This is a genomic window from Mesorhizobium sp. AA22, assembly GCF_001672375.2.
In the GTDB taxonomy this organism is placed as follows: Bacteria; Pseudomonadota; Alphaproteobacteria; order Rhizobiales; family Rhizobiaceae; genus Mesorhizobium; species Mesorhizobium wenxiniae.
The window spans coordinates 4246375-4269747 of the sequence record NZ_CP048406.1 but is presented as its reverse complement, the minus strand read 5'-3'; the positions used below and the strand labels follow the sequence as shown (position 1 = coordinate 4269747).

Here is a 23373-nt window from a genome sequence, read left to right as displayed (position 1 = left end):
TCAAGCGCCGAAAAACGATGGAAAGCCACAGGGGCAGCAACCAGCGAAAGATCGCCACTCGACCCGCTGGTTTCAAGCCGGTTCAGGAGAAACTGTCGTATCCGGCGCGGCCCTCGTCGAGAAGCCGCCTTATCACGCCGACGCCGCCCGCGATGTCCTCTCGCCGAGTCGGCTGCGAAACGCCAAAACGCACGCCGTGGAAAACCTGCTCGGAACGGCCCGCCTTGAACTCGTCCTCATCATCGATGAGCACGCCATGTTCGAGACAGGCATTCTTGAAGGTGCCGGAAAGCCATGGATCAGGCAGGGTGAGCCAAACAAAGGGCACATTGTCCACTGCCTTGAAGTCGAACCCGGCCAGCGTCTCGCGCACGATGGCGATGCGCGCGTTGATCTCGACGATGCTGCGATTGCGCATCTCGCTGGCCTGGCCGGACAGAACCAGCCGGCTACACACTTCCGCCAGCAGGAAGGGGAGGCCACCCGTCAGCATCTTGTGAGCGACCCGGATCCGGTGGCGATAGGCCGGTGGACAGGCGAGCCAGCCGCCGCGAACACCAGCCGCGACGGATTTCGACAGGCCGCCGGCAACGATGGTCCGTTCGGGGGCATATTCGGCCAATAGCGGGGTCGGGTCGTCGGTCAGATGGCCATAGAGATCGTCCTCGATCAGGATGACATTGTATTCGCGCGCGACGCGCGCGATCGCCTCGCGGCGTGTTGCCGACAGCGTCACCAGTGTGGGGTTCTTGGCCGTCGGCATCAAGAACATCATTTTCGGATGTTTTTGCGCGCAGACGCGCTCGAAATCCTCTGGGTCTAGTCCTTCGTCGTCAGACGTCACCAGCGCGGTCCGGCGGCCGATCAGGCCGGCGCTGCGTGAAATCTGCGAATAGGTGAGGTGCTCGAAGACGATATAGTCGCCAGGCGTGGTGAGCGCGGCAATCGCCGCCATAACCGCCGCATGGGTGCCGAGCGTCGGAACGATGCCGTCAGGGCTCGGGCGAAACGAATTTCGCGAGAGCCAGCTGCAACCGGCCTCGAACCAGCGGTCCGGAAAATCCCGCGTATAGCTTGAAATCTCATAGGGATGGTCCTGCGCCGTGCGCGAGAGCACATCGGCGACAATGGCGCCCTGGCCAATATCCGGCGCAGCCGTGCTGTCGAAGCGCAACTTACCGCGAGGCGCATCGATATAGCGCGTGCCTTCCACATGTGGGTCGGATGCCAGCAGATCGGTCTTGGTCTCATGCCGGCCCAGAACATAGGTTCCGCGCCCGACTTCGCCGCTTACCAGCCCCCGTTCGCGCAACAATTGGTAGGCCCGACCGACCGTGCCGACAGTTGTTCCGATGTCATAAGCCAGGTCGCGTTGCGGCGGCAGTTTTGCCCCCGCATCGATCACGCCGCTGTCGATGTCGGTTTCAATGGAATCTGCAAGCCGCTGGTAGAGGGGTCCGGAGCCGGACGTAAGGTCGGGTAGCCAATTTGTCATGGTGACAATTTTCTATATTGCACCGAATTGAGAGTCAATACATATGGATTGCGCAACAAAAGGGTACAATCTCGAATTCTGGTAGCAAGAAAATGGCTGCAATCGATACAATCCGTTACACGAGAGCTGAATTGCTCGGAGTCGGTCCGTCGGGCCGGCAAGGTTATGTCCGTCGCCTGGTGCGCACGGTCAGGTCACTCGCGAGCCGGATCGACAGCCAGCTGGATCGCCGGCGAAGCCGGCTGGCATTGCTGGAGATGACCGACGATCAGCTCAAGGATATCGGCATCTCGCGCTGCGAGGCCCACCGTGAGGGTCTGAGGCGGTTCTGGGACTGAAAGATGCATCAAGCTTGTGCGCATCCTTAAGAAGACGCGATCTTAGGACGCCTTTTCGTGCCTTGATAGTTACCGTGGCTCCTCATCCGTGAGACGCCGCGGTCTGCAAGTACGGCGACTATGCACAGCACCAGAAAAAGCCCGGTGATGCCGAGCGCCGAGACGGCGACGCTGGCGGCGCCGTTAAAACTCTTCGCCTGATATCGGCGCCCGCGCCAGTGCATAGGCCGTCATGGCCGCTTCCTGCAAATCGCCGGTCTGGTCATAGGCCTGGCCGCGCTCGTCCTGTAAATCTGCATCACCTTCCGGCGTCGATGGCACGCTACGCAGCCACACCGCAGGCCGGGTTGCCTGTCTGCCAACGGGCGATGTCCGAGCCGATGCGTGCACCGAGCGTTTCGGCCATCAGCGGACCGTACACGTCCACCCGGCGTGAATTGCCTTGCGCCTGCACGACCAGCAACGGCTTTGCGCCATAATGCTTGGCTGGGACCAACAGGAAGCGCGGCGTGCCGGTGAACGAATTCAGCTCATTGGCCATCTGATAGGGTCTGAAGGCGGGATCTTTGCTGGCGATCCAGCATTTGTGAGCGGCGATCGCCACCTGTTCCATGGCAAGCAGCGCCGCACTCTTGCCCGAAGGTGCCGGTGCGCTCTTCGGCTTCGATTGGCAGGAGGCGAGCACAAGGCCGGCGGTGGCGACGAGAGCGAGGCGGGCGATCGTCTGTCTCGGGCTCATGCGGCGCCTATTTCGAATTTGGAAAAAGGATGAAGATATCAAGCGGCGACGCCGAGGGCACTTTCGAACAGCGCCCGGCCGTCGCTGCCGCCATGCGCTGCTTCGATCAGGTTCTCGGGGTGCGGCATCAGGCCGAGCACATTGCCCTGGACGTTGATGATGCCGGCAATGTCGTTGATCGAGCCGTTGGGATTGGTGCCTTCGGCATAGCGGAACACGACCTGGCCTTCGCCTTCGAGCCTGCGAAGCGTCTCGGCGCCGGCAAAATAATTGCCGTCGTGATGCGCCACCGGCGAGCGGATGATCTGGCCCGGCTGATAGCGACGGGTGAACATCGTGCTGGCGTTGGCGATCTGCAGCTTGACTTGCCGGCAGACGAATTTCAGCGAGGTATTGCGCATCAAGGCGCCTGGCAACAGGCCGGCCTCGACCAGGATCTGGAAGCCGTTGCAGACCCCGATGACCATCACGCCTTTGGCTGCCTTTTCGGCGACCGCCCGCATCACCGGCATACGCGCGGCAATGGCGCCGCAGCGCAGATAGTCGCCGAAGGAGAAGCCACCCGGAATGGTGATCAGGTCGACATCGGGGATTTCGGTGTCGGTCTGCCACACTGCGACCGGCGGCGTTCCCGAAATCTTGGTCAGCGCCGCGATCATGTCGCGGTCGCGGTTGAGGCCAGGCAGAAGAACGACGGCTGATTTCACCTCAGGCGATCTCCACTGCGTAATTCTCGATCACCGTATTCGCCAGAAGCTTGTCGCACATCGCCTTGAGATCAGCCTCGGCCTTGGCCTTGTCGCTCTCGGAGAGCTCGACGTCGAAAACCTTGCCCTGCCGCACCTGGCCGATGCCGTCAAAGCCCATCCCGGACAGCGCATGCTCGATCGCCTTGCCTTGCGGGTCGAGCACGCCATTCTTGAGGGTTACGGTAATGCGGGCCTTGATCACGCTGGACATGCTCCTGTTCGAAGTGTTGAGCGGCAAAGAATCTCAGTGCGGCTTGCCTTTGACGCCATCGGTAGAGGCGACGAGCACTGGTCCGGCGGGACGCGGCGGCTCGTTTTCGTTCATGATGCCGAGGCGGCGGGCGACTTCTTGATAGGCTTCGACCAGCCCGCCCATGTCGCGGCGGAAACGGTCCTTGTCGAGCTTGTCCTGGGTCGCCACGTCCCACAGACGGCAGGAGTCCGGCGAGATCTCGTCGGCAACGACGATGCGCATCATGTCGCCCTCGAACAGGCGGCCGCACTCGATCTTGAAGTCGACGAGCTGGATGCCGACGCCCATGAACAAGCCGGAGAGAAAATCGTTGACACGGATGGCCAGCGCCATGACGTCGTCGATCTCCTGCGGGCTCGCCCAGCCGAAAGCGGTGATGTGCTCTTCAGACACCATCGGGTCGTCGAGCGCGTCGGCCTTGTAATAGAATTCGATGATCGAGCGCGGCAGCACGGTGCCTTCCTCGATGCCAAGACGCTTGGCCAGCGAACCGGCGGCGACATTGCGCACCACCACTTCGAGCGGGATGATCTCGACTTCCTTGATCAGCTGCTCGCGCATGTTGAGCCGGCGGATGAAGTGAGTCGGAATGCCCATCCGGTTGAGATGGTTGAAGATGTGCTCGGAAATGCGGTTGTTGAGCACGCCCTTGCCATCGACGATTTCGTGCTTCTTCTTGTTGAAAGCGGTCGCGTCGTCCTTGAAGAACTGGATCAGTGTTCCCGGCTCAGGGCCCTCATAGAGGATCTTGGCCTTGCCTTCATAAATGCGGCGGCGATTTTTCATCTGATCTTTTCTCTGGATTTCCGGGCAGGCGGCAAGCGGCCAGTTCCTGTCCGTCTGCCTAAATTAGTGCGGCAACGGTAGGGGTTCAATGCCGGTGTCTATCCCAATCGCACTGTTTGCTCAATCGGCAAATCCTTTCAATCAACCGCTTTCGGGAATGAAATGCCGCAGCGCAGCAAGTGACATACCATATTGACCGGCCCGCGGGCTTTTGGTTTGTGCTGCGGCAATACACATATTCCAACTGCCAACGAATCGGATTTGACCGGAGGGATGCCATGAGCAGCATGAAAGATCGCGAGGAGGGCTTCGAGCGCAAGTTCGCAATCGACGAGGAGCTCCGGTTCAAGGCCGCGGCCCGCCGCAACAAGGCGCTCGGCCTGTGGGCCGCCGAAAAGCTCGGCAAGGCCGGGGACGACGCCGAAGCCTATGCCAAGCAGGTGGTCCTCGCCGACATCGAGGAAGCCGGCGATCACGACGTGTTCCGCAAGATACGCAAGGATTTCGACGAGGCCGGGGTCGTCCAGTCGGACCATCAGATTCGCCGCACCATGGACGATCTGATGGCGCAGGCGATCGAGCAGATCAAGAACACCTGATCCTTGCTCTGAGCCAATCGATACGCTGGACCAATCGACCGCCCTGTCTCTCCGGGCGGTTTTTCTTTGCCTTTGCAGCTGTTTCCGGCTGAACTGCATTAGAGCGACATGCATCCATTCGGACGCACAAAGTACGCTCTCAAACTTTGACTCCTCGCGTCGGGCTTGCCGATTTTGGGCCGATGCGAGGCCGATTAAGGAAGGCGCCCATGTCCCTCAAGTCACGCCTTGCGGCCGATGAAACGTTGTGCACCGCATGGTCCGGCGTGCCTGATGCCCTGACGGTCGAGATTCTTGCCAGACAAGGTTTCGATGCCGTCACCCTCGATATGCAGCATGGCGGACATCACGAGGACAGCGTGCTGCGCGGCCTTGGGCCGGTGCTGGCCGCCAACAAACCGGCCCTGGTGCGCATTCCGGTCGGCCGCTTCGACATGGCCAGCCGCGCGCTCGATTTCGGCGCCGAGGCGGTGATTGCGCCGATGGTGAATTCGGTGGCGGACGCGCGGCTGTTTGCCGCCGCCATGAAGTATCCGCCACTCGGCGAGCGCTCCTGGGGCCCGACTTATGCCTTTCCGCGTCATGGCAGGGGCGACTATGCCGACTGGCTGCGCGACAGCAACGAGCGCACCATGGCCTTCGCCATGGTCGAAACGCGCGCCGCCCTCGATGCGCTCGACGGCATCCTCGACACGCCGGGTATCGATGGCATCTTCCTCGGCCCATCCGACTTCTCGATTGCCTGGTCGAACGGCGCCACCGTCAACTCGACGCTCGAAAGCATGCTGGAAACCGTCGCCTCGATCGCCGAGCGGACACGCAAGGCAGGCAAGTATGCCGCGATTTACGTCGTCGAGCCGGCCATCGCCGGCCGTGTTGTGTCGATGGGCTACCGGCTGCTGGCCATGGGCTCCGAGCATGCGCTGATCGGTCTGGGGGCAAAGACCCTGCTGAAGAGCGTGAGGGACTCGATCGGGTCCTAAAGATCAGTCAGGAACTTGGCAAAGGTCATCGATCCTTCGGGCCACGGCCCGAAGCCGGAATCGGCATTGAGGTGGCCGGCATCGCCAGCATCGATGAACAGTGAGCCCCAGGCGCCGGCAATGTCCTCGGCCACCTCGAACGTGCAGAACGGGTCGTTGCGGCTGGCGATCACCACCGAAGGAAATGCCAGCGGCTCGCGCGGATAGGGACCGAAGGTCATCAGGTGCCTGGGTTTTATCCTAGGATTGGCGACGTCGGGCGGCGCCACGAAGAAGGCTCCGGCGACCCGGCGCTGGAACTGCGGCATTGCCTGAACTACGGCGGCGACGCCCAGCGAATGCGCGACGATAACGACCGGCCGTTCGGCCTCGTTGACCGCCTTCGCCACGCTCGCCGTCCAGTCTTCGCGCACCGGCTTCGACCATTCCGCCTGCTCGACGCGGCGCGCCGTCGACAATTTCGACTGCCAGCGGCTCTGCCAATGGTCGGGGCCGGAATTGGTGTAGCCCGGCACGATGAGAATGTCTGCATCCCTGACTTTCATGGCGCGCATGTAGCGAGCGACACGGTTTCGTGCAACCGCGATTATCGGTGCGATTGCCCACAATTGTGAACACCATGTTCGCTTCTTGCCGCCTTGTGTGAACGATCGCGATCGACGATCTGTCGTCAGGAAAAGAAACAGCCGTGTAAGGAAACCAGGATTTTGGGACTGACACGACGTACAATGATCGGTGGCACAGGGGTCCTGGCTTTGGGGATCTCGTCGAGGGCCGCCCTAACGGAGATTTTGATGAGCAAACTGCCTTTTGCCGCCACGACCCCGGTCAGCGTTGCCCGCGTCGGGTTGCGCGCGCGAAATGCCGAAAGCTTGGCCGCTTACTATCGCAACGCCGTCGGTCTGCGGGAACTGAGCCGCGCCGGCGGCGTGATCACGCTCGGCACCGCCAATCGTCCCTTGCTCGACATTGAGGCGGATGCAGCGGCGAACCCCGACGATCCGCGCAGCGCCGGCCTCTTCCACACGGCTTTCCTTCTGCCCAGCCGGGCTGATCTCGGTCGCTGGATCAATCATGCCATCGCCAACAAGATCGACATCGAAGGCGCGTCGGACCATCTGGTCAGCGAGGCGCTTTACCTGACCGACCCTGAAGGCAACGGTATCGAAATCTATGCCGACCGCCGCCATGAGGACTGGAAATGGAATGGCGACAAGGTGGCGATGGCGACCGAACGGATGAATATCCCCTCTGTCGTCGCAGAAGTGCCGGCCGGCGATGCCGGCTGGCAGGGCATGCCGGACAACAGCATCATCGGCCACGTCCACCTGCGCGTCGGTCGGCCGGAAGATGCTGAGACGTGGTGGCACCAGGAGTTCGGCTTCGATACGGTGGCGAAATATGGCGGTGCGGCGGTGTTCCTGTCGTCAGGCAGCTACCACCACCACATCGGCGCCAATGCGTGGCAGAGCGCCGGCGCCGGTCGTCGCGATCCGTCCCGGTCCGGCCTGGCCTGGGTCGAAATGCGTTCGGGCAACGTGACCGATGCAACGACCCGCGAGGATCCATGGGGCACGGTGATCAGGACCGTTCCCGGCAAGGCCTGAGCGTTTCGGAAGCCTGTTAGAGCCGGGCCTTTTCCAGCAGGCGGCCGAGCATGAGCAGGCCCGCCGGCCAAAGGCCGAGATGGGTCTCGTTTCCCATATGGCCGAGATCGCCGGCATCGGCGAGGTCCGCGCCCCAGGCAGCGGCGAAGGCCGTTGCCTGGTCGAAGGTGACGCGCGGATCGGTGCGGCTTGCCACCACCAAGGTCGGAAATGGCAAGCGTTTCAGCGGCATCGGCGCAAATGGACGAACAACGTCGAAGGAAGGATCAGGATTCTCGACATTGGTTGCGGCAACCAGCAATGCGCCCGCAACCTTGTTGAGTTGGCTTTCGCTGGCGCCAGCCGCCCACTTCACTGCCGTCGCCACCGCCAGCGAGTGCGCAAGCAGCACCACGCGCCGAGGTGCTGCGGCAATCGCGGCGTCGATGCGGCCAATCCAGTCCTCAGGGTTGGGCCTGTCCCATTCGGCCTGCAGCACTCGACTCGAATTGGGGAACGCCCGGCACCAATGCGACATCCAGTGATCTGGCCCGGAATTGCCGCGGCCCGGCAGGGCGAGAAAGTCGAAATCTCCGGCCGCCGAAATCATCACGGTTCCCCGAACACACGCTTGAAGATCGTCTCGACATACTTGGTATGATAGCCGAGGTCGAATTTTTCACGAATCTCGGCTTCGGGCAAGGCTGCGGTGACCTCTTTGTCAGCCAAAAGTTCGTCAAGGAAATCAGCACGTTGCTCCCACACTTTCATGGCGTTTCTCTGCACCAGCCGGTAGGCGTCCTCACGGCTGACACCGGCTTGGGTCAGCGCCAGTAGCACACGCTGCGAATGCACGAGACCGCGGAACTTGTTCAGGTTCTTCAGCATGTTGTCGGGATAGACGAGCAATCTGTCGATGACACTGGTCAGCCGCGACAGCGCAAAATCGAGCGTCACGGTCGCATCCGGGCCGATCATGCGCTCGACCGACGAATGCGAGATATCGCGCTCGTGCCAGAGCGCCACGTTCTCCATCGCCGGTAGCGCGAAGGAACGCACCATGCGCGCAAGCCCGGTGAGGTTTTCGGTAAGCACCGGGTTACGCTTGTGCGGCATCGCCGACGAGCCTTTCTGTCCGGGCGAAAAATACTCTTCCGCCTCCAGCACCTCGGTGCGCTGCAGATGGCGGATCTCGACCGCCAGCCGTTCGATCGACGATGCGATGACACCGAGTGTCGCGAAGAACATCGCGTGGCGGTCGCGCGGGATCACCTGCGTCGACACCGGCTCCGGCTTCAATCCGAGTTTCTTCGCCACATGCTCTTCGACATAGGGATCGATGTTGGCGAAAGTGCCGACAGCACCTGATATGGCGCACGTCGCAATATCCTCACGCGCGTGCACCAGCCGCTCGCGGCAGCGCGAGAATTCGGCATAGGCCTGCGCCAGCTTGACGCCGAAGGTGGTCGGCTCGGCATGGATGCCGTGGCTGCGGCCGATGGTGATTGTGTCCTTGTGTTCGAAAGCGCGACGCTTTAGCGCCGCAAGCAGGCCGTCGATGTCGGCCAGAAGGATGTCGCTGGCGCGGGTGAGCTGCACGGCAAAGCAGGTGTCGAGAACGTCCGAGGAGGTCATGCCCTGATGGATGAAGCGGGCATCCGGCCCGACGAATTCACTAAGATGAGTGAGGAAGGCGATGACGTCGTGCTTGGTGACACGCTCGATCTCGTCGATGGCATCGACGTCGAACTTCGCGGCACCGCCCTTTTCCCAGATGGTTTTGGCGGCCTCCTTCGGGATGACGCCGAGCTCGGCCAGTGCATCGCAAGCGTAGGCCTCGATCTCGAACCAGATGCGGAATCGGGTTTCGGGCGACCAGATGGCCACCATTTCCGGCCGGGAGTAGCGAGGGATCATCCGTCAGTCCTGACTTGCGAGGGCGTTCGCCCGCGTCCTAACAGAGGCAGACAAAATCCTCAACGCTGCTGCGGCGCAAACCAGATGCTGGCGAGAGCCAGCGCGATGAAACCGAGCGGAAAATAAAGCCGGATGCCCAAAACGATGAATTGATAGAACGCCGTCGCCATTGTGTGCACGAACTGGATGGACCAGGCGATGGTCAGTGCAGGTTCATGCCACTGGGCATAGTAGGAACGGTATTGCAGCGCAAAGAGCCCACCAGTGAAGCCGATCGTGGCGGCAAGAAGGCAGACAAACGCGGCCGCCAAGGCAACTTGCCAATGCCGTCCGAGCGAGACGAGCCGCGCCAGGAACAGGCCCACCGGAAAGGCGAGCGCACCGCCGGCCGCATAGAGCAGCGAGACGAAGCGGATCTTTGCCGGGGTCTCCCAGTCGTCCAACAGCAGATTGACAAGCGCGCTGGCGCCCATCGCTGCGGCCCACAGCAGGGCGCCGCAAACCGCGACGCCCGGCGATGGCAAAGCGCTGCGGATACGATCCAGGCGGTTGTGTAAGGCGGGGAGCGGCGTCACAGCCGGCCGGACACCGCGATCCAGCGATAGTCCGGCCCTTCGAAGCCGTATTGGCGCACCGCGATCAGCACGGCATAGGCGCTGAGGCTTTGCAAGGAAAATGTCTGCACAGCGCCGATCCGATAGCCGTTCGGGCAGCCTCTGCTTTTGGGGATCGACTTGTCCTCGTGCAGAAGCTCAGTCTTGCCGCCGTCTTTCGCTTCGATGCGCAGCAAGCGAAAGCCGTTGATCTCGCCCAGGCTCTGGCAGTTTTCGGTATCGTTCATACCGATCTCGTCGAGCCGGAACTCGAGCGGATCATCGACCGGCGAAAAGATCGGCCGCGGGTTGACTACCATGCGGAACGGATCGGCCGAAAGTTCGGTCACCGGGTTGAAGCCGGCGGTGATGCCGCGATTCGCGGTCAATTCCGCCTGCTTGATAATGGCTTCGCCTTTCTGCCGGGCTGCAAGGCGCGCCGCGTCGAGCGTTGCGTTCTCGTCGTCAAGCCGCACCCTGATCGGTGTGCCCTTGAGAAAACTGTCGTCGGCTGTGTTGATGTAATAGCGATTGGCATAGGGAAATCCCGATCCGTCCTGGATGCCATACTCCTCGAAGGCGAAGATGCCGCCATTCCCAGTGAAGCCAAGGATTTCAAGCTCGGCGACATCGCCGGCATGCGCGTCGAGCGAAGTTGCAAACTGGGCGAGGAGGGAAACGGCAAACAGGACAAAGATTTGCATCGGATTTCCGTTTGAGCAGCCAGCGTTGTTTCGATCACTATCACGACGTCGTCAAAACGTCGCGCCTCTGAGACGCAAAGCCGATGCATCCAATCGCGTTCTCATTTGTTTATGTCGGCAGCTTCAAATGGAGAACCCACAATGACCGATGCAGCCAGCATTCGCGAACATATGGAAGTGATCGGCGCCGACGGCGTCCATGTCGGCACCGTCGACAAAGTTGAGGGACAACGAATCAAGCTGACCAAGCGCGACAGCGGCGAGGGCGCTCACAGGGGGCATCACCACTATATTCCGCTCAGCCTCGTAGCCGAAGTCGAGGGCCAGAAAGTGCGGCTGTCGGCAAATTCGGATGTTGCGGTCACATTCGAGGAGGAAAAATCCGACCGCACCTGATCACGACATTTGAATTACGGTCCATTTGATTACGGCATTCAGCGCGACGACCAGACCGGAAACAGGTCGCCGTCGGCTGGCGTCGCGGCAAAGACGCCACGGCTGATGGCGCGCGCCATGGTGGCGCCGGCCGCGGCGTAAAGCTCGATGGCGTCGTTGGGCGCGAGCTCGATGCCGCTCTTGCCAGTCGCCAGCGCGAAAACCAGATCGCCGTCGGCCGGCGTGTGTGTTGGCCAAATGGCGCGCACGAAGCCGTCATGCGCTGATATCGCCAGGCGTTTGGCGGCGGCCTTGGTGAGAACGGCGTCCGTGGCGATGACGGCGATGGTCGTGTTGCCGCCGACCTCCGTCCGTTTCTCGATATGCTTGTCGCGAAACTTCAGCAGGATCGTTTTGGCGTCCTCCGGCATAGGCGAGGGATAACCAAGCCCGCCGAACTCGCCGCCGATCTCGAAGGGCGCCGCCCAGAAGTGGCGGGTTTGGGCGATCGTCACCGAGCCGGTCGGATTGACGGCGGCGAGCGCACCGATGGTGACGCCGCTGTCGAGCACCGTCGAGGCCGAGCCGAGGCCGCCCTTGAGGCCGGAACTCAACGCACCGGTGCCCGCTCCGACCGTGCCCAGCGCAAAGTCGAGGCCGACAGCCTGTGCCGCCTCATAGCCGAGATCGCGGTAGGGCGGATATCGGCCCCAATCCTTGTCGCCGCCATTGCGCAGGTCGAACAGGATCGCCGCCGGCACGATCGGCACGCGAAAGCCGCCGACCTCGACACCGATGCCCCTTTCACGCAGTGCCGCCTGTACGCCGGAGGCGGCGTCGAGACCGAAGGCCGAACCACCCGAAAGCACCACAGCATGGATCGCCTCGATCGAATTGTGCGGCTCGAGCAGGTCGGTCTCGCGGGTGCCCGGCGCACCACCCAGGATCTGGACACCGGCCACCGCAGGTACGTCGCAGACGATGCTGGTCACCCCGGACCTCAGCCTCACATCGGAAGCGTTGCCGACGCGCAGGCCGGCGACATCGGTGATGAGATTGCGCGAACCTGTCCGAAACATCATTTGGCCTCCGCCGGCGCGAAATTTGCGCCGTTGAAACGGAAGACCCGATAGAGGTTTTCGGTCAAGTCGCCCTTGCCGTCAAAGCGGACCGGTCCGATCGCGGTGCTGAAGTCGCGCGCGGTGAGCGCATCGGACAATGGCTTGTTGGAGGTTTCCGCCAGGGCCGTCGCCGCCTCGGCGATCTCGACCGCCGCATAGGCCGGCAGCATGTAACCCTCCGGCACGATCTTTTGCGCGGCAAAGCTGTCGAGCACCTTGGGGGCGGCGACATCATCCCATTCGGGCGGTGCGATCATCAGGGTGCCCGTGGCATAAGGCACGTCGCCAGGCGGGGTGCGCAGCGCTTCGCCGCCGGCAAAGGTGATGCCGGCATCGAGCTGGCCGGCGTCGCGGCCCATGATGGCGATGTCTTCGCCGTCGCCGCCGGCGAAGACATGCGTTGCGCCGGCTTTCCTCAGCCGACCGACCAGCCCGATCTGGTTGTCGAGTTGCGGCCGGAATGTGTCGACGAACACCGGTTTCAGCGCCGCCTGCTCGGCTGCCGCCCGAAGCGTCTCGGCGATTTCGCGGCCGTAAATCGTGCCGTCGTCGACGATGGCGAACAGTTCGTTCTGCCATCGGCGGGTCAGATTGGAGGCGACGGCGTTGCGCTCGTCATCGCCGCGCGGCCCAAGCCGAAAGATCGGCCAACCGGTCTTGGCGCGCCGGTCGGTCAGACTTTCGGTGCGCACGCCGACGGTGATGACCGGTATGTTGGCGTCCTTCAGGATCGGCAGTGCCGCCTCGATCGCCTCGGTGCAGAGGAAGCCGACGACCGCGCCGACTTTCGCCGCAACGAATTCTCTCGCTGCGGCAGCCCCACCATCGGCCGTACATGCGTCATCGACAACCTTGAGCTGGGCATCGTTCGCCTCCGCTGCTAGGCCAGCACCCGCCTCGATCTGCCTGCCGAGGATCGCCGAGGGCCCCGACAGTGGTGCTGCGACACCGACCAGCAGCGTCTCAGCGTTCGCATCGCCGGCGAGAGACAGCCAGGCCAGCACCGCTATTGTCGTTGTCGTGCCTATTGTCCGGGGTCGCATGCGTGCGAAGAATTCCTCCGCGCCGGTCGCGTGTTGCCGGCGCCACTTCCTGCCAAGACCTAAAGGCTGGTCAGCTTTCACGCAACACGCGAAATTCAGGATGCATGTCAACCACTTCGCTTGTGGCATGCAATATGCCGCCATATATAACGGTGGGTTCACCTCGCTTCAAACCAATGGAAATCGCCGGTGCTGAAGAAGAACGACATAGGGCCGCAGGCCTATCGCGACGCGATGAGCCATTTTGCCGGCCACGTCCATGTGGTTACCACCGATGGCCCCGCCGGCCGGCGCGGTGCGACCGTCATTGCAGCCTGTTCGGTCTCGGACACGCCGCCGACCATCCTGGTTTGTCTCAATCGCGAAAATCCCAAGAACGAGCCGTTCGTGAAGAACGGCAAGTTCGCCTTGAACACGCTGGCTTCGGACCAGGAGGCGTTGTCGGTCGGCTTTTCCGGTCTCACCGGCCTGCCTGTCGAGGAACGTTTCGCGTTGGGCGATTGGGACGTGATCTCGACCGGTGCGCCGACGCTGAAGGGTGCGCTCGCCGTGTTCGACTGTGAACTGATCGACACCAAGGATCTGGCCACCCACCGTGTGCTTTTTGGCAAGGTGACAGGCCTGCGCACCGGCGATAATTTGCGGCCGCTGATCTATCACGACCGCGGCTATCACGCTCTGTAGAGACTCTGGATGGCTGCACCCACGGAGAGAGAATGACCGAGTTGAAATCGCGCCCCGCGCCGGCGACGATCGACGAGACGCTCGATCTGCTGACCGGCGCGGACTATGTGGCGGACCGGTCTTTGGCGACCGTCCTGTTCTTATCGCTGCGCATGAGGCGGCCGCTGTTTCTCGAGGGCGAGGCCGGCGTCGGCAAGACCGAGATCGCCAAGGTGCTGGCGCAAGCGCTTGGCCGCCGGCTGATCCGCCTGCAATGCTATGAAGGCCTGGACGTCTCCTCCGCCGTCTATGAGTGGAATTACGCCGCGCAGATGATCGAGATCCGCATGGAGGAGGCGGCCGGCAAGGTCGACCGCTCCGACATGGAGCGTAACGTTTTTTCCGAAAAGTACCTGATCCGCCGCCCGGTGCTCGACGCGCTGACCGGCAAGGCGGGGGGCGCCCCGGTCTTCCTGATCGACGAGCTAGACCGCACTGACGAGGCCTTCGAGGCGTTCCTGCTCGAAATCCTCTCCGACTTCCAGGTGACTGTTCCCGAACTCGGCACGATCAAGGCCGAGGAGCCGCCGATCGTCATCATCACCACCAACCGCACCCGCGAGATCCACGACGCGCTGAAGCGGCGCTGCCTCTATCACTGGGTCGATTATCCGAATGCCGAGCGCGAACTGGAGATCGTGCGTAGGAAAGTACCGCAGGCCAACAGCCGGCTGTCGGCAGAGGTGGTTTCGTTCATCCAGAAGCTGCGCCAGATCGAGCTGTTCAAGCTGCCGGGGGTTGCCGAGACCATCGACTGGGCCGGCGCGCTGACCGAACTCGACAAGGTGGCGCTCGATCCGGAAACCGTTTCCGACACGATCGGCGTGCTGTTGAAATACCAGGACGACATTGCCCGTGTAGAACAGGGCGAAGGCCGGCGCATCCTCAACGAGGTGAAGGCCGAGCTTTCGGCGGCGGAGTAGGGCGATGGCAACGCCGCGTCGCGAACCGAAAGAGGCCACGCCGGACGGGCGGATCGCCGACAACATCGTGTATTTCGCCCGCACCTTGCGCAAGGCCGGCATGCGGGTCGGCCCGGCCTCGGTCAAGGACGCGATCGAGGCGGTGCTGGCCGCCGGCATCGGTTCCCGCGACGATTTCTACTGGACGCTGCACGCTGTCCTCGTCTCGCGGCACGAGGACCACCCAACCTTTGACGAGACGTTCCGGCTGTTCTGGAATTCGCACGAACTGATCGAAAAGATGCTGGCGATTTTTTCTCCGGTTGCGCCTGATATCAGAGAGAAGCAGAAGCCGCGCGCTGCGGAAAACCGCGTCAGCCAGGCAATGTTCGAGGGCCACCAGAAGAACCAGCCGGTGCAGGAAATCCCCGAGATCGAGGTCGACGCCCGCTTCACATGTTCCGGCAACGAGGTGCTGAGGGGCAAGGACTTTGCCCAGATGAACGCCGCCGAGATGGCCGACGCCAAGAAGGCGATTACCGCATTGCGGCTGCCCTTCGATATGGTCAGGACACGGCGTTTCAAATCCGACGCGCATGGCCGACGTATCGATCCGCGCGCCATGATGCGCTCGGCCGCGCGGACAGGCGGCGAACTGATCCTGCCAAGATTCCGGTCACCGCGCGAGGTTCACCCGCCGCTGGTCGTGCTTGCCGATATTTCCGGCTCGATGAGCCAGTACACGCGCATCTTTCTGCATTTCCTGCATGCGCTGACCGAAAAGCGCCGACGCGTGCATGCCTTTGTCTTCGGCACTAGGCTGACAAATCTGACGCGGCAGATGCGCCATCGCGATCCTGACGGAGCACTCGCCGATTGCTCGGCTGCGGTGATGGACTGGTCGGGCGGCACCCGTATCGGCGATACGCTGGCCGAATTCAACCGGCTGTGGTCGCGGCGCGTGCTGGGCCAGGGCGCGGTGGTGCTGCTGATCACCGACGGGCTGGAGCGCGACGACATCGCCGGCCTGTCGGAGGAAATGGAGCGCCTGCACAAATCCTGCCGGCGGTTGATCTGGCTGAACCCGCTGCTGCGCTTCGACGGTTTCGAGGCCCGTGCCCGCGGTGTCAAGGCGATGCTGCCGCATGTCGACGAGTTCCGCTCGGTACACAATCTCGATGCGCTCGCTGATCTCTGCCAGTCGCTGGACAAGAATTCGACGCGCTTGGTGGACCCACGCAGATGGATTGAAGGTGGCGCGTGAAGCGCCGCATAGCCATATGTTTTCTCCGGGAGAAACGGTGATGGAAAATAGTATCTATCTCGATGAGGCGCGCGATCCCCTGATCATCGCCGAAGGCTGGATGAAGGACGGCAAGGATGTCGCCATTGCCACCGTGGTCGAAACCTGGGGCTCGGCGCCGCGTCCCGTCGGCAGCCATCTTGTCATAGACGCGGAAGGCAATTTCCACGGCTCCGTCTCTGGCGGCTGCGTCGAAGGCGCGGTCGTCACCGAGGCAATCGATGTCATCGACAGCGGCAAGGCAAAGATGCTGGAGTTCGGTGTCGCCGATGAGACCGCCTGGCAGGTTGGCTTGTCCTGCGGAGGCCGCATCAAAGTCTATGTCGAGCGGTTGGGTTAGAAGCATGATCCCGCAAAGTGGGAACCGGTTTGCGGACAAGAATCATGCTTAAACAAGAGATATTCCGATGGATCCTTATGCGCTGAAGACGCTGAACGCCGAACGCCGCGCCCGCCGCGCGGCGATCCTGGTCACCGATCTCGGCGACGGCCGCGACCGTATCGTGCGCGAGGGCGACCAGGTCGCCGGCGATCTGGGCGCTGCGATCGCCAAGGCGTTTCGATCAGGCAGTTCCGGGTCGGTCGAGGCGGAGGGGCGAACTTTCTTCCTCAACGCCTATCTGCCGCAGCCGCGCCTGTTGGTGATCGGCGCCGTTCATATCAGCCAGGCACTGGCCCCGATGGCCAAGATCGCCGGCTTTCCCGTCGAGATCGTCGATCCGCGCACGGCCTTTGCCACCGCAGACCGCTTTCCCGATGTCGCGCTGCATGCCGAATGGCCCGAGGATGTTCTGAAGCGCCAGCCGCTCGACAGCTATACGGCGTTGGCAGCCGTGACCCATGACCCGAAGATCGATGACTTCGCGCTGAAGGCGGCGCTCGACGCCAACTGCTTCTATGTCGGGGCGCTCGGCAGCCGCAAGACCCATGCGAAGCGCGTCGAGCGCCTGCTGGCATTGGGCGCGACCGCCGACCAGATCGCCCGCATCCACGCGCCGATCGGCCTCGACATCGGCGCAGCGAGCCCGGCCGAGATCGCCGTCGCGGTGCTGGCGCAGGCGATCCAGGCCTTTCGCTCGCGTGGCCTCGAAGCCTCCGCATCGGCCCAAAGATCGGAATCGATTTTGGAGAAGCACGATGCGTAGATTCAAAGTAGGTGAGCGTCCTTTGCGCGTCCAAGAGGACGCGCGGCGCTCTACGGACGCGGCGGCGTGAAATTCGGCCCGATCCCGATCGACACGGCCGAGGGCGCGGTGCTGGCGCATGCCACCACGGTCGGAGAACGGCGCTTCCGCAAGGCGCATCGGCTGAGCGCCGATGATGTATCTTTGCTCAAGGCGGCAGGGATTTCGGAGGTTGTCGCGGCTGTTCTTGCTCCCGACGATTTGAGCGAGGACGCTGCCGCCGAAAAGATCGCCGAGAGCATGATCCATCGCAACATCGAGGCCAAGCCCGCCGCGACCGGCCGGGTCAACCTGCACGCCGAGGTGGGCGGCATCTTCACTGTCGACGCGGCGATGATCGACGCCATCAACGCCGTCGACCCGACCATCACCATCGCCACGCTGGCGCAGCACGCACCAGTCGAAAAGGGCCAGATGGTGGCGACCGTGAAGATCATTCCCTTCGCGGTCGGCTCCGTGCTGGTCGATGCGGTGGCAAGAATCTGCGCCGGCAGCGAGATCTTCGCCGTCAATGCCTATCAGCCGGTGCGTGTCGGTGTCATCCAGACGGTTCTGCCCGGTATCAAGCCGAACGTGCTCGACAAGACGTTGCGTGTCACCGAAGCCCGCCTGGCGCGCTCGGGCGGCCGGTTGACGGCGGAGCGCCGCACGCCGCATGAAGTTGGTCCCGTTGCGGAAGCTGCGGCCTCGCTGGCGCGCTACAACGACATGGTGGTGATCTTCGGCGCTTCGGCGATGAGCGATTTTGGCGACGTCGTCCCGGCGGCGATCGAGAAGGCCGGCGGCATCGTCATCCGCGCCGGCATGCCGGTCGATCCCGGTAATCTGCTGGTGCTCGGCACACTTGGCGGCAAGCACGTCATCGGTGCGCCCGGCTGCGCGCGCAGCCCCAAGGAGAACGGCTTCGACTGGGTTCTCGACAGGTTGATTGCCGGTCTCGACGTGACGGCCAAGGATATTGCCGGCATGGGTGTCGGCGGTCTGTTGATGGAAATCCCGACGCGGCCTCAGCCGCGCGAGCCGCTGCCGGCCAGGGCCGAGTTGAAAGTCGATGTCGTGCTGCTGGCCGCCGGTCGCTCCAGCCGCATGGGCGGCCCGAACAAGCTGCTGGCGCTGTTCGACGGCAAGCCGCTGGTGCGCCGCACCGCCGAGCGCGCGCTCGGTTCGAAAGCTTCGGGCATCATCGTTGTCACCGGCCATCAGCGCGAACGCGTACACGCCGCATTGTCGGGCCTGGATGTGACCTTCGCCGATAATCCGGATTTCACCGAGGGCCTGTCTTCGTCGCTGAAGGCCGGCATCGCCCGGGTTGCCGACGATGCCGCCGGCGCCATGATCATGCTCGGCGACATGCCTGGCGTCTCGTCGGCCGACCTCGACAGGCTGATTGACGCATTCCGCAAGTCCGAGGGCCAATCGGTCGTACGCGCCTCGCATGAGGGTAAGCGAGGCAACCCGGTGCTGCTGCCGCGCTCGCTGTTTGCGGCGATCGCTCATCTCGAAGGCGATACTGGCGCGCGCCATCTGGTCGAGGCCGAGGGGCTCGATGTCGTTGATGTCGAGATCGGCAAGGCGGCTTCGATAGACGTCGACACCCGCGAGGCGCTGGAAGGCGCCGGCGGCGTGCTGCAGGATTGACAAACCGAAGCCGAAAAACGATGCCTTTGGCATGGCTTTCCGTTTACCCCTTCTGATCGCGACGTTTCTTTTGTTTTCGGGTTTGGCGCATGGCCAAACGCTGCCGCTAAAGCCCTTCAAGGATGATCTGTTTGCCTATCCGGGCACGCTCTCATCCGAGAACAACGGCGCGTATACAGTCGTCGACTATCGCGAGCTGCGCGATATCAACGCCCGCGACAAAGTGCCGGAGCGCCGCGCGCAGGCGCAGTATGTCGACACCGGTGTGCGTAACGTGCAGCGGGATCTGTCGCTGAAGACCGATGCCGGAAATATCCGCCACGTCGGCGTCGGCCGCACGCAAGGCGCCGGCATCATCGTGCTCTATCTGCACGGGCAGGGTGGCAGCCGCAAGCAGGGCGTTGACGACTTCACCTTTGGCGGCAATTTTAACCGCATCAAGAACCTGATGGCCGGCAATGGTGGCCTCTATCTCTCACCGGACTTTTCCGATTTCGGCGACACCGGGGCGGCCCAGATCGCCGCGCTGATCGGCCATTATGCCCAGCAGTCGCCGGGCGCGAAGATCTTCGTTGCCTGCGGCTCGATGGGCGGCGCACTGTGCTGGAAGCTTGCTGCCCGCAAGGATACGGGCGGCCGCATCGACGGGTTGCTGCTGCTCGGTTCGCTGTGGGATGAAAGTTTCTTCTCGAGCACGGGCTTTAAGCGCCGTGTCCCGGTCTTCTTTGGCCACGGCAGCAAGGATCCGGTATTTCCGGTGGCAAAACAGGAAGCCTTCTTCCGTTCGATCCTGGCCAAATCGAAAACCTATCCGGCCCGCTTTGTTCGTTTCGAGACAGGCACGCACGGCACGCCGATCCGCATGACCGACTGGCGCGGCACGCTCAATTGGATGCTGTCGAAGGCGCCCTAATGCATGTCGCCCAAAAGTGTGTAGCGGTTTTGGGACAACGACATGCATCAAGAAAAAACTTGAAGCGCGCCGCGCCTCAAGGCGCGGTGTTGTAGTCCACCACCGTCTGCGGGTTGATCTCGCCGTCGTAGGAGGCGTCGACATCGTACTGCACCAGCGAGAAATTGCCGTTGCGAAAAAGATATGTCCCGGCTGATGAGGCATCGCCGACGCCGCGCCACTTGTTGCGCGACGAGATCGTCTTGGTGGCGTCGTCAAATTCGGAATTGACCAACTGGTCGTCGGTCTGGAAGCCGGTGACGTTGATTGCCTCGACCTTGCCTTCGCTATCGTTGTTCTCATAGTGGATATCGAGTTCCGGCGAGGCGAACTGCAGCTGCCGGACGCCGGATACCTCGCCGTAGACATAGTAGACGGCACTCTCATTGTAGGCAGCCATGGAGCAGAAGAATCGGAACAGCCGCGTCTCGCGTTCGGGCTCGTCGGCCGCGGCGCCCGCATCCTTGTAGCGGAGCGAGTAGGCGTCCGGCTCTCCCAAAGGTTCGCCGCCAGGCAACTCCTTGTCGCATTGTTCGCCATAGGTGGCCGCAAACGCCTCCTTGGCCTGCTCCAGCGCCGCATCCTTCTTCGGCTGCGGCGGTCCGTCGCCGCAGCTTTCCGGCACAGCATCCTCGAAATCGGTCTTCGCCGGTTTCAGCGCGCCCTTGTCGATGAAGATCGGGCGAAATGGCGGTTCCTGGATCGAGGCGTTGACCTGGCGCAGCGTGTAGCAGCCGGCAAAGACATTTTCGCTGCCGTCCTTAGCTGTCGCCCGGATGGCGACCGGAACGCTGTAATAGATGCTGCCGGCAGCACCGTCTTCGGACACGGCACCGGTTTTGACTTCGACGGCGTTGGTGCCGTCATAGCCCCTTACGAAGGCGTCGAAATCCTTGGCCGGCTTGGTGTCGCCGAAATAATCCCAGGCGCGCGCGAATTCTTGCCGGTTGATGGCGCTATAGAGCGAGCGGATGACCGCTTCGGCGTCCGACCTGTCGTCGACATAGGGCGCATCGGCGGCGAGCACTGGCTGGCCTGACACGGTAAAGGAGAAAAAGGCGGTCGCTGCGAAAAGGGCGCTTCTCATCGGGAATCTCCACCTGATGCGAATCCTATCATACCGATTGCGGCGAGGTGGTGACGCTTGAAGAATCGCCCGCGGAGGCGTTAGGTCCCGCCGTCGGCGTCCCGCCGGATAGGAGAATCACGTGACCATATCGATGTACGAAGCGGCCGTGCCGGTGTTTTCGGCCAGGTTGAAGGCGCTATCCAACGTGCTGGATATCGCCGAGCAGAATGCGCTTGACCGCAAGATCGACCCGCAGGTGTTTTTGACGTCGAGGCTGGCGCCGGACATGTACGCGTTGACCAGGCAGGTACAGATCGCCACCGACCACGCCAAGGGCGCGCCATCGCGGCTTGCCGGCCGCGAGGTGCCCAAATACGAAGACAACGAGGCGAGCTTTGCCGATCTCCAGGCGCGCATCGCCAAGACCGTCGACCATCTGGCGACATTCTCGGCTGCCGATATGGACGGCTCGGATGACAGGGTGCTCGAGCTGAAGCTTGGCCAGCGCGAATTCTCGATGACGGGCATGCAGTATCTGCTGCATCTCGCCATGCCCAATTTCTATTTCCACGTGACCACCGCCTACGACATCCTGCGCCACAATGGCGTGCCGTTAAGCAAGGCGACTTTCATGGGGTCGCGTTGAAGAATGGCGGTCGAGCCGGAATGTCGTGCGATCTGACTAGCGTGAGGACATTTCGCGGGCGACGCGCGGGAAGTCGGCTGGTTTGATGCCGATATCCGCACGGTCGGCATTGCTCATCGAATGAAGCAGCGCCAGCGCCGCGCGGTAGCGCAGATGTTCCTGCGGACGCGGACGGGCGAACATTTCAGTGAGGAAACCCATGATTCAAGCCCCTGGTTGGTCCTCCCCGAGTCCCAAATATAGTCAAATCATGACAATTGTGCAGTGCAGCATTTGCATGGCAGCTATGCCGCACCGAAATTCTTGACCACAATCGACTTCGCCGGTGAAACTCCCGGCGCGGGCTGACCGTATAGCTGAATGCCGGCACAGGGCCGGTTTTTCCTCGCCATTCCTGGCGGAATTCCGGACTGCATGAAAATCCAGTCGGCTTTTTGCCTACTTGCGCCTTGCGTTCACTGGATCTCGCGGAAAAGTGCTAGCCGATTTGCGGCGGGCTTGGAGACAGCCCGCGCATTCCTGTATGCTGCGGCTTCCTCCCCGCGCAGCCGCGCAAAGAATTCCCGCCGGAGAAAGTTCCATGCACAAGCGCCGCCTCGGTCGGACCGATCTTCTTGTTTCCCAGATCTGCTTGGGTTCGATGACCTGGGGCCAGCAGAACACCGAAGCGGATGGCCACGCCCAGATGGACCTGGCCTTTTCGCGCGGCGTCAACTTCATCGACACCGCCGAGCTCTACCCGATCCCGCCCAAGGCGGAGACGCAGGGCTGGACCGAGAAGATCATTGGCAGCTGGTTGAAAGCGAAGCGCAATCGCGATCAAGTGATCCTCGCCTCGAAAGTGGTTGGCCGCACCGCCAATGCATGGTTCCGCGGCGGGCGCCCGTCGAAGCTGGTGCGCGCCGACATCTTCGATGCCGTCGAAAAGTCGCTGACCAGGCTCAACACCGATTATTTCGATCTCTATCAGATCCATTGGCCGGAGCGGGACGTGCCTTGGGGCGCCAACCCGAACCGTGTCGGTGTCGTGCCGCTGCGAGCCGATTCCGTCGGCGCACCGGCTGGCGAGACGCCGATCACCGAGACACTCGCCGTCTTCGACGAACTAGTGAAGGTTGGAAAAATCCGCCATTTCGGTCTGTCGAACGAGAGCTCCTGGGGCGTCATGCGGTTCATCGCCGAAGCTGACAAGGGCCTCGGTCCACGCCTGGTGTCGCTGCAAAACGCCTATAATCTCGTCAACCGCAGCTTCGAGGTGAATCTCGCCGAAGTCTGCGAGCGCGAACAGGTTTCGTTTTTGCCCTATTCGCCGTTGGCGCAGGGCTATCTCACCGGCAAATACGATCATGGCGCGCGGCCGCAAGGCTCACGCTCGCAGCTCTTCAATCGGGGCCAGCGCTACGAGACGCCCAACGCCGCGGAAGCGCAGCTTGAGTACAACGAGCTGGCGCGCTCTTTCGGCATGGAGCCGGCATTGTTTGCCAACGCCTATGTCACGAGCCGGCCTTTCGTCACCTCGAGCATCATCGGCGCGACGACCATTTCGCAACTCGAAATGGCGCTGTCTTGCGCCGATGTCGTCTGGACCGAGGACATGCAGAAGGCGGTCGATGCAATCCACCAGCGTGTCGGCAACCCGTGTCCGTGAGCAGATTTCCTGCGCTGTAAGGTGTGA

29 protein-coding genes are annotated in these 23373 nt (G+C 62.4%); 14 read left to right on the top strand and 15 right to left on the bottom strand.

What is annotated here, in order from left to right:
• Positions 1-82 precede the first annotated feature (82 nt).
• Entirely contained in the window at positions 83-1495 is a 1413-nt protein-coding gene (locus A9K68_RS20660; RefSeq protein ID WP_065008138.1) for a PLP-dependent aminotransferase family protein, read from the bottom strand.
• Positions 1496-1587: 92 nt separating this feature from the next.
• On the opposite strand from A9K68_RS20660, the gene A9K68_RS20655 reads away from it, so the two are divergent.
• Entirely contained in the window at positions 1588-1833 is a 246-nt protein-coding gene (locus tag A9K68_RS20655; protein WP_065008139.1) for a DUF1127 domain-containing protein, read from the top strand.
• A gap of 183 nt (positions 1834-2016) precedes the next feature.
• On the opposite strand, the gene A9K68_RS31835 is transcribed toward A9K68_RS20655, so the two are convergent.
• From A9K68_RS31835 to purC, 5 genes are read right to left on the bottom strand one after another with little or no spacing between them, the layout of a single operon-like run.
• On the bottom strand, positions 2017-2154 hold the full coding sequence (locus tag A9K68_RS31835; RefSeq protein ID WP_246811205.1) for a hypothetical protein: 138 nt from the start codon (positions 2152-2154) through the stop codon (positions 2017-2019).
• A 1-nt stretch (position 2155) separates the two neighbouring features.
• Positions 2156-2572, bottom strand: coding sequence for a hypothetical protein (locus A9K68_RS20645; RefSeq protein ID WP_065008140.1), 417 nt, complete (start codon positions 2570-2572; stop codon positions 2156-2158).
• A 38-nt stretch (positions 2573-2610) separates the two neighbouring features.
• Positions 2611-3279 (bottom strand): phosphoribosylformylglycinamidine synthase subunit PurQ, encoded by a 669-nt coding sequence (purQ, locus tag A9K68_RS20640; RefSeq protein WP_065008141.1) that lies wholly within the window; start codon positions 3277-3279, stop codon positions 2611-2613.
• A 1-nt stretch (position 3280) separates the two neighbouring features.
• A complete protein-coding gene (gene purS, locus A9K68_RS20635; RefSeq protein WP_065008292.1) occupies positions 3281-3523 on the bottom strand; it encodes a phosphoribosylformylglycinamidine synthase subunit PurS in 243 nt (80 codons plus the stop codon).
• Positions 3524-3565: 42 nt separating this feature from the next.
• Positions 3566-4360, bottom strand: a complete 795-nt coding sequence (purC, locus tag A9K68_RS20630) for a phosphoribosylaminoimidazolesuccinocarboxamide synthase (RefSeq protein WP_023674725.1) — start codon at positions 4358-4360, stop codon at positions 3566-3568.
• 278 nt (positions 4361-4638) lie between these two features.
• On the opposite strand from purC, the gene A9K68_RS20625 reads away from it, so the two are divergent.
• Together A9K68_RS20625 and A9K68_RS20620 are read left to right on the top strand one after the other, a co-directional pair.
• Positions 4639-4959, top strand: coding sequence for a DUF1476 domain-containing protein (locus A9K68_RS20625; RefSeq protein ID WP_029353671.1), 321 nt, complete (start codon positions 4639-4641; stop codon positions 4957-4959).
• Between the two features lie 209 nt (positions 4960-5168).
• On the top strand, positions 5169-5942 hold the full coding sequence (locus A9K68_RS20620; RefSeq protein ID WP_065008142.1) for an HpcH/HpaI aldolase/citrate lyase family protein: 774 nt from the start codon (positions 5169-5171) through the stop codon (positions 5940-5942).
• Here A9K68_RS20620 and A9K68_RS20615 read toward each other — a convergent pair.
• Positions 5939-6487, bottom strand: coding sequence for an alpha/beta hydrolase (locus tag A9K68_RS20615; protein WP_029353674.1), 549 nt, complete (start codon positions 6485-6487; stop codon positions 5939-5941). The two genes, A9K68_RS20620 and A9K68_RS20615, sit on opposite strands and share 4 nt — an antisense overlap.
• 249 nt (positions 6488-6736) lie before the next feature.
• On the opposite strand from A9K68_RS20615, the gene A9K68_RS20610 reads away from it, so the two are divergent.
• The gene (locus A9K68_RS20610) at positions 6737-7549 is read left to right on the top strand and encodes a VOC family protein (protein ID WP_065008143.1); all 813 of its coding nucleotides are present in this window, start codon (positions 6737-6739) and stop codon (positions 7547-7549) included.
• A 16-nt stretch (positions 7550-7565) separates the two neighbouring features.
• On the opposite strand, the gene A9K68_RS20605 is transcribed toward A9K68_RS20610, so the two are convergent.
• The 4 genes from A9K68_RS20605 to A9K68_RS20590 are packed head-to-tail and all read right to left on the bottom strand — an operon-like array spanning position 7566 to position 10742.
• Positions 7566-8138 carry an alpha/beta hydrolase gene (locus tag A9K68_RS20605; protein WP_065008144.1) on the bottom strand — a complete coding sequence of 191 codons (573 nt, stop codon included), beginning with the start codon at positions 8136-8138 and terminating at the stop codon, positions 7566-7568.
• Positions 8138-9445: an adenylosuccinate lyase gene (gene purB / locus A9K68_RS20600; protein WP_065008145.1), complete on the bottom strand. Its 1308-nt coding sequence runs from the start codon at positions 9443-9445 to the stop codon at positions 8138-8140. Before purB ends, A9K68_RS20605 begins: the two co-directional genes overlap by 1 nt.
• 59 nt (positions 9446-9504) lie before the next feature.
• The gene (locus A9K68_RS20595) at positions 9505-10020 is read right to left on the bottom strand and encodes a hypothetical protein (RefSeq protein WP_065008146.1); all 516 of its coding nucleotides are present in this window, start codon (positions 10018-10020) and stop codon (positions 9505-9507) included.
• On the bottom strand, positions 10017-10742 hold the full coding sequence (locus A9K68_RS20590; RefSeq protein ID WP_065008147.1) for a DUF2259 domain-containing protein: 726 nt from the start codon (positions 10740-10742) through the stop codon (positions 10017-10019). Before A9K68_RS20590 ends, A9K68_RS20595 begins: the two co-directional genes overlap by 4 nt.
• A 141-nt stretch (positions 10743-10883) precedes the next feature.
• On the opposite strand from A9K68_RS20590, the gene A9K68_RS20585 reads away from it, so the two are divergent.
• Positions 10884-11138, top strand: coding sequence for a DUF2171 domain-containing protein (locus A9K68_RS20585; RefSeq protein WP_065008148.1), 255 nt, complete (start codon positions 10884-10886; stop codon positions 11136-11138).
• Positions 11139-11176: 38 nt separating this feature from the next.
• Here A9K68_RS20585 and A9K68_RS20580 read toward each other — a convergent pair whose 3' ends face one another.
• Together A9K68_RS20580 and A9K68_RS20575 are read right to left on the bottom strand one after the other, a co-directional pair.
• A complete protein-coding gene (locus A9K68_RS20580) occupies positions 11177-12196 on the bottom strand; it encodes a P1 family peptidase (protein ID WP_065008294.1) in 1020 nt (339 codons plus the stop codon).
• Complete coding sequence (locus A9K68_RS20575) at positions 12196-13281, bottom strand: branched-chain amino acid ABC transporter substrate-binding protein (protein ID WP_065008293.1); 1086 nt, start codon at positions 13279-13281, stop codon at positions 12196-12198. The genes A9K68_RS20580 and A9K68_RS20575 overlap by 1 nt, the downstream gene beginning before the upstream one ends.
• Positions 13282-13470: 189 nt before the next feature.
• Between A9K68_RS20575 and A9K68_RS20570 the strand changes: the two genes are divergently transcribed.
• The 7 genes from A9K68_RS20570 to A9K68_RS20540 all read left to right on the top strand — a co-directional run bounded on the left by A9K68_RS20570 (position 13471) and on the right by A9K68_RS20540 (position 19944).
• Entirely contained in the window at positions 13471-13965 is a 495-nt protein-coding gene (locus tag A9K68_RS20570) for a flavin reductase (protein ID WP_065008149.1), read from the top strand.
• Positions 13966-13997: 32 nt separating this feature from the next.
• Positions 13998-14927, top strand: a complete 930-nt coding sequence (locus A9K68_RS20565) for a MoxR family ATPase (RefSeq protein WP_065008150.1) — start codon at positions 13998-14000, stop codon at positions 14925-14927.
• Between the two features lie 4 nt (positions 14928-14931).
• The gene (locus A9K68_RS20560; RefSeq protein WP_065008151.1) at positions 14932-16170 is read left to right on the top strand and encodes a VWA domain-containing protein; all 1239 of its coding nucleotides are present in this window, start codon (positions 14932-14934) and stop codon (positions 16168-16170) included.
• A gap of 40 nt (positions 16171-16210) precedes the next feature.
• Positions 16211-16549 carry an XdhC family protein gene (locus A9K68_RS20555; protein WP_065008152.1) on the top strand — a complete coding sequence of 113 codons (339 nt, stop codon included), beginning with the start codon at positions 16211-16213 and terminating at the stop codon, positions 16547-16549.
• A 67-nt stretch (positions 16550-16616) separates the two neighbouring features.
• Complete coding sequence (locus A9K68_RS20550; RefSeq protein WP_036267953.1) at positions 16617-17354, top strand: XdhC family protein; 738 nt, start codon at positions 16617-16619, stop codon at positions 17352-17354.
• A gap of 66 nt (positions 17355-17420) precedes the next feature.
• Positions 17421-19031, top strand: coding sequence for a molybdopterin-binding/glycosyltransferase family 2 protein (locus tag A9K68_RS20545; protein WP_065008153.1), 1611 nt, complete (start codon positions 17421-17423; stop codon positions 19029-19031).
• A 31-nt stretch (positions 19032-19062) separates the two neighbouring features.
• The gene (locus A9K68_RS20540) at positions 19063-19944 is read left to right on the top strand and encodes a phospholipase (RefSeq protein ID WP_065008154.1); all 882 of its coding nucleotides are present in this window, start codon (positions 19063-19065) and stop codon (positions 19942-19944) included.
• A gap of 76 nt (positions 19945-20020) precedes the next feature.
• Here the strand turns inward: A9K68_RS20540 and A9K68_RS20535 are convergent, their stop codons facing one another.
• Positions 20021-21070 (bottom strand): DUF1176 domain-containing protein, encoded by a 1050-nt coding sequence (locus tag A9K68_RS20535; protein ID WP_065008155.1) that lies wholly within the window; start codon positions 21068-21070, stop codon positions 20021-20023.
• A 121-nt stretch (positions 21071-21191) separates the two neighbouring features.
• On the opposite strand from A9K68_RS20535, the gene A9K68_RS20530 reads away from it, so the two are divergent.
• Positions 21192-21698 carry a DUF1993 family protein gene (locus tag A9K68_RS20530; RefSeq protein ID WP_065008156.1) on the top strand — a complete coding sequence of 169 codons (507 nt, stop codon included), beginning with the start codon at positions 21192-21194 and terminating at the stop codon, positions 21696-21698.
• Positions 21699-21734: 36 nt separating this feature from the next.
• On the opposite strand, the gene A9K68_RS31375 is transcribed toward A9K68_RS20530, so the two are convergent.
• Positions 21735-21899, bottom strand: a complete 165-nt coding sequence (locus tag A9K68_RS31375; protein ID WP_023798224.1) for a hypothetical protein — start codon at positions 21897-21899, stop codon at positions 21735-21737.
• Positions 21900-22278: 379 nt separating this feature from the next.
• Here A9K68_RS31375 and A9K68_RS20525 point away from each other — a divergent pair, with 379 nt between their 5' ends.
• Positions 22279-23346, top strand: coding sequence for an aldo/keto reductase (locus A9K68_RS20525; RefSeq protein ID WP_065008157.1), 1068 nt, complete (start codon positions 22279-22281; stop codon positions 23344-23346).
• Positions 23347-23373: the final 27 nt, after the last annotated feature.

Coding starts and splice junctions, on each gene's coding strand:
- A9K68_RS20660 (WP_065008138.1), bottom strand. CDS start 1,495: ATGACAAATTGGCTACCCGACCTTACGTCCGGCTCCGGACCCCTCTAC.
- A9K68_RS20655 (WP_065008139.1), top strand. CDS start 1,588: ATGGCTGCAATCGATACAATCCGTTACACGAGAGCTGAATTGCTCGGA.
- A9K68_RS20645 (WP_065008140.1), bottom strand. CDS start 2,572: ATGAGCCCGAGACAGACGATCGCCCGCCTCGCTCTCGTCGCCACCGCC.
- purC (WP_023674725.1), bottom strand. CDS start 4,360: ATGAAAAATCGCCGCCGCATTTATGAAGGCAAGGCCAAGATCCTCTAT.
- A9K68_RS20625 (WP_029353671.1), top strand. CDS start 4,639: ATGAGCAGCATGAAAGATCGCGAGGAGGGCTTCGAGCGCAAGTTCGCA.
- A9K68_RS20620 (WP_065008142.1), top strand. CDS start 5,169: ATGTCCCTCAAGTCACGCCTTGCGGCCGATGAAACGTTGTGCACCGCA.
- A9K68_RS20615 (WP_029353674.1), bottom strand. CDS start 6,487: ATGAAAGTCAGGGATGCAGACATTCTCATCGTGCCGGGCTACACCAAT.
- A9K68_RS20610 (WP_065008143.1), top strand. CDS start 6,737: ATGAGCAAACTGCCTTTTGCCGCCACGACCCCGGTCAGCGTTGCCCGC.
- A9K68_RS20605 (WP_065008144.1), bottom strand. CDS start 8,138: ATGATTTCGGCGGCCGGAGATTTCGACTTTCTCGCCCTGCCGGGCCGC.
- purB (WP_065008145.1), bottom strand. CDS start 9,445: ATGATCCCTCGCTACTCCCGGCCGGAAATGGTGGCCATCTGGTCGCCC.
- A9K68_RS20590 (WP_065008147.1), bottom strand. CDS start 10,742: ATGCAAATCTTTGTCCTGTTTGCCGTTTCCCTCCTCGCCCAGTTTGCA.
- A9K68_RS20585 (WP_065008148.1), top strand. CDS start 10,884: ATGACCGATGCAGCCAGCATTCGCGAACATATGGAAGTGATCGGCGCC.
- A9K68_RS20580 (WP_065008294.1), bottom strand. CDS start 12,196: ATGTTTCGGACAGGTTCGCGCAATCTCATCACCGATGTCGCCGGCCTG.
- A9K68_RS20575 (WP_065008293.1), bottom strand. CDS start 13,281: ATGCGACCCCGGACAATAGGCACGACAACGACAATAGCGGTGCTGGCC.
- A9K68_RS20565 (WP_065008150.1), top strand. CDS start 13,998: ATGACCGAGTTGAAATCGCGCCCCGCGCCGGCGACGATCGACGAGACG.
- A9K68_RS20560 (WP_065008151.1), top strand. CDS start 14,932: ATGGCAACGCCGCGTCGCGAACCGAAAGAGGCCACGCCGGACGGGCGG.
- A9K68_RS20555 (WP_065008152.1), top strand. CDS start 16,211: ATGGAAAATAGTATCTATCTCGATGAGGCGCGCGATCCCCTGATCATC.
- A9K68_RS20550 (WP_036267953.1), top strand. CDS start 16,617: ATGGATCCTTATGCGCTGAAGACGCTGAACGCCGAACGCCGCGCCCGC.
- A9K68_RS20540 (WP_065008154.1), top strand. CDS start 19,063: ATGGCTTTCCGTTTACCCCTTCTGATCGCGACGTTTCTTTTGTTTTCG.
- A9K68_RS20535 (WP_065008155.1), bottom strand. CDS start 21,070: ATGAGAAGCGCCCTTTTCGCAGCGACCGCCTTTTTCTCCTTTACCGTG.
- A9K68_RS31375 (WP_023798224.1), bottom strand. CDS start 21,899: ATGGGTTTCCTCACTGAAATGTTCGCCCGTCCGCGTCCGCAGGAACAT.
- A9K68_RS20525 (WP_065008157.1), top strand. CDS start 22,279: ATGCACAAGCGCCGCCTCGGTCGGACCGATCTTCTTGTTTCCCAGATC.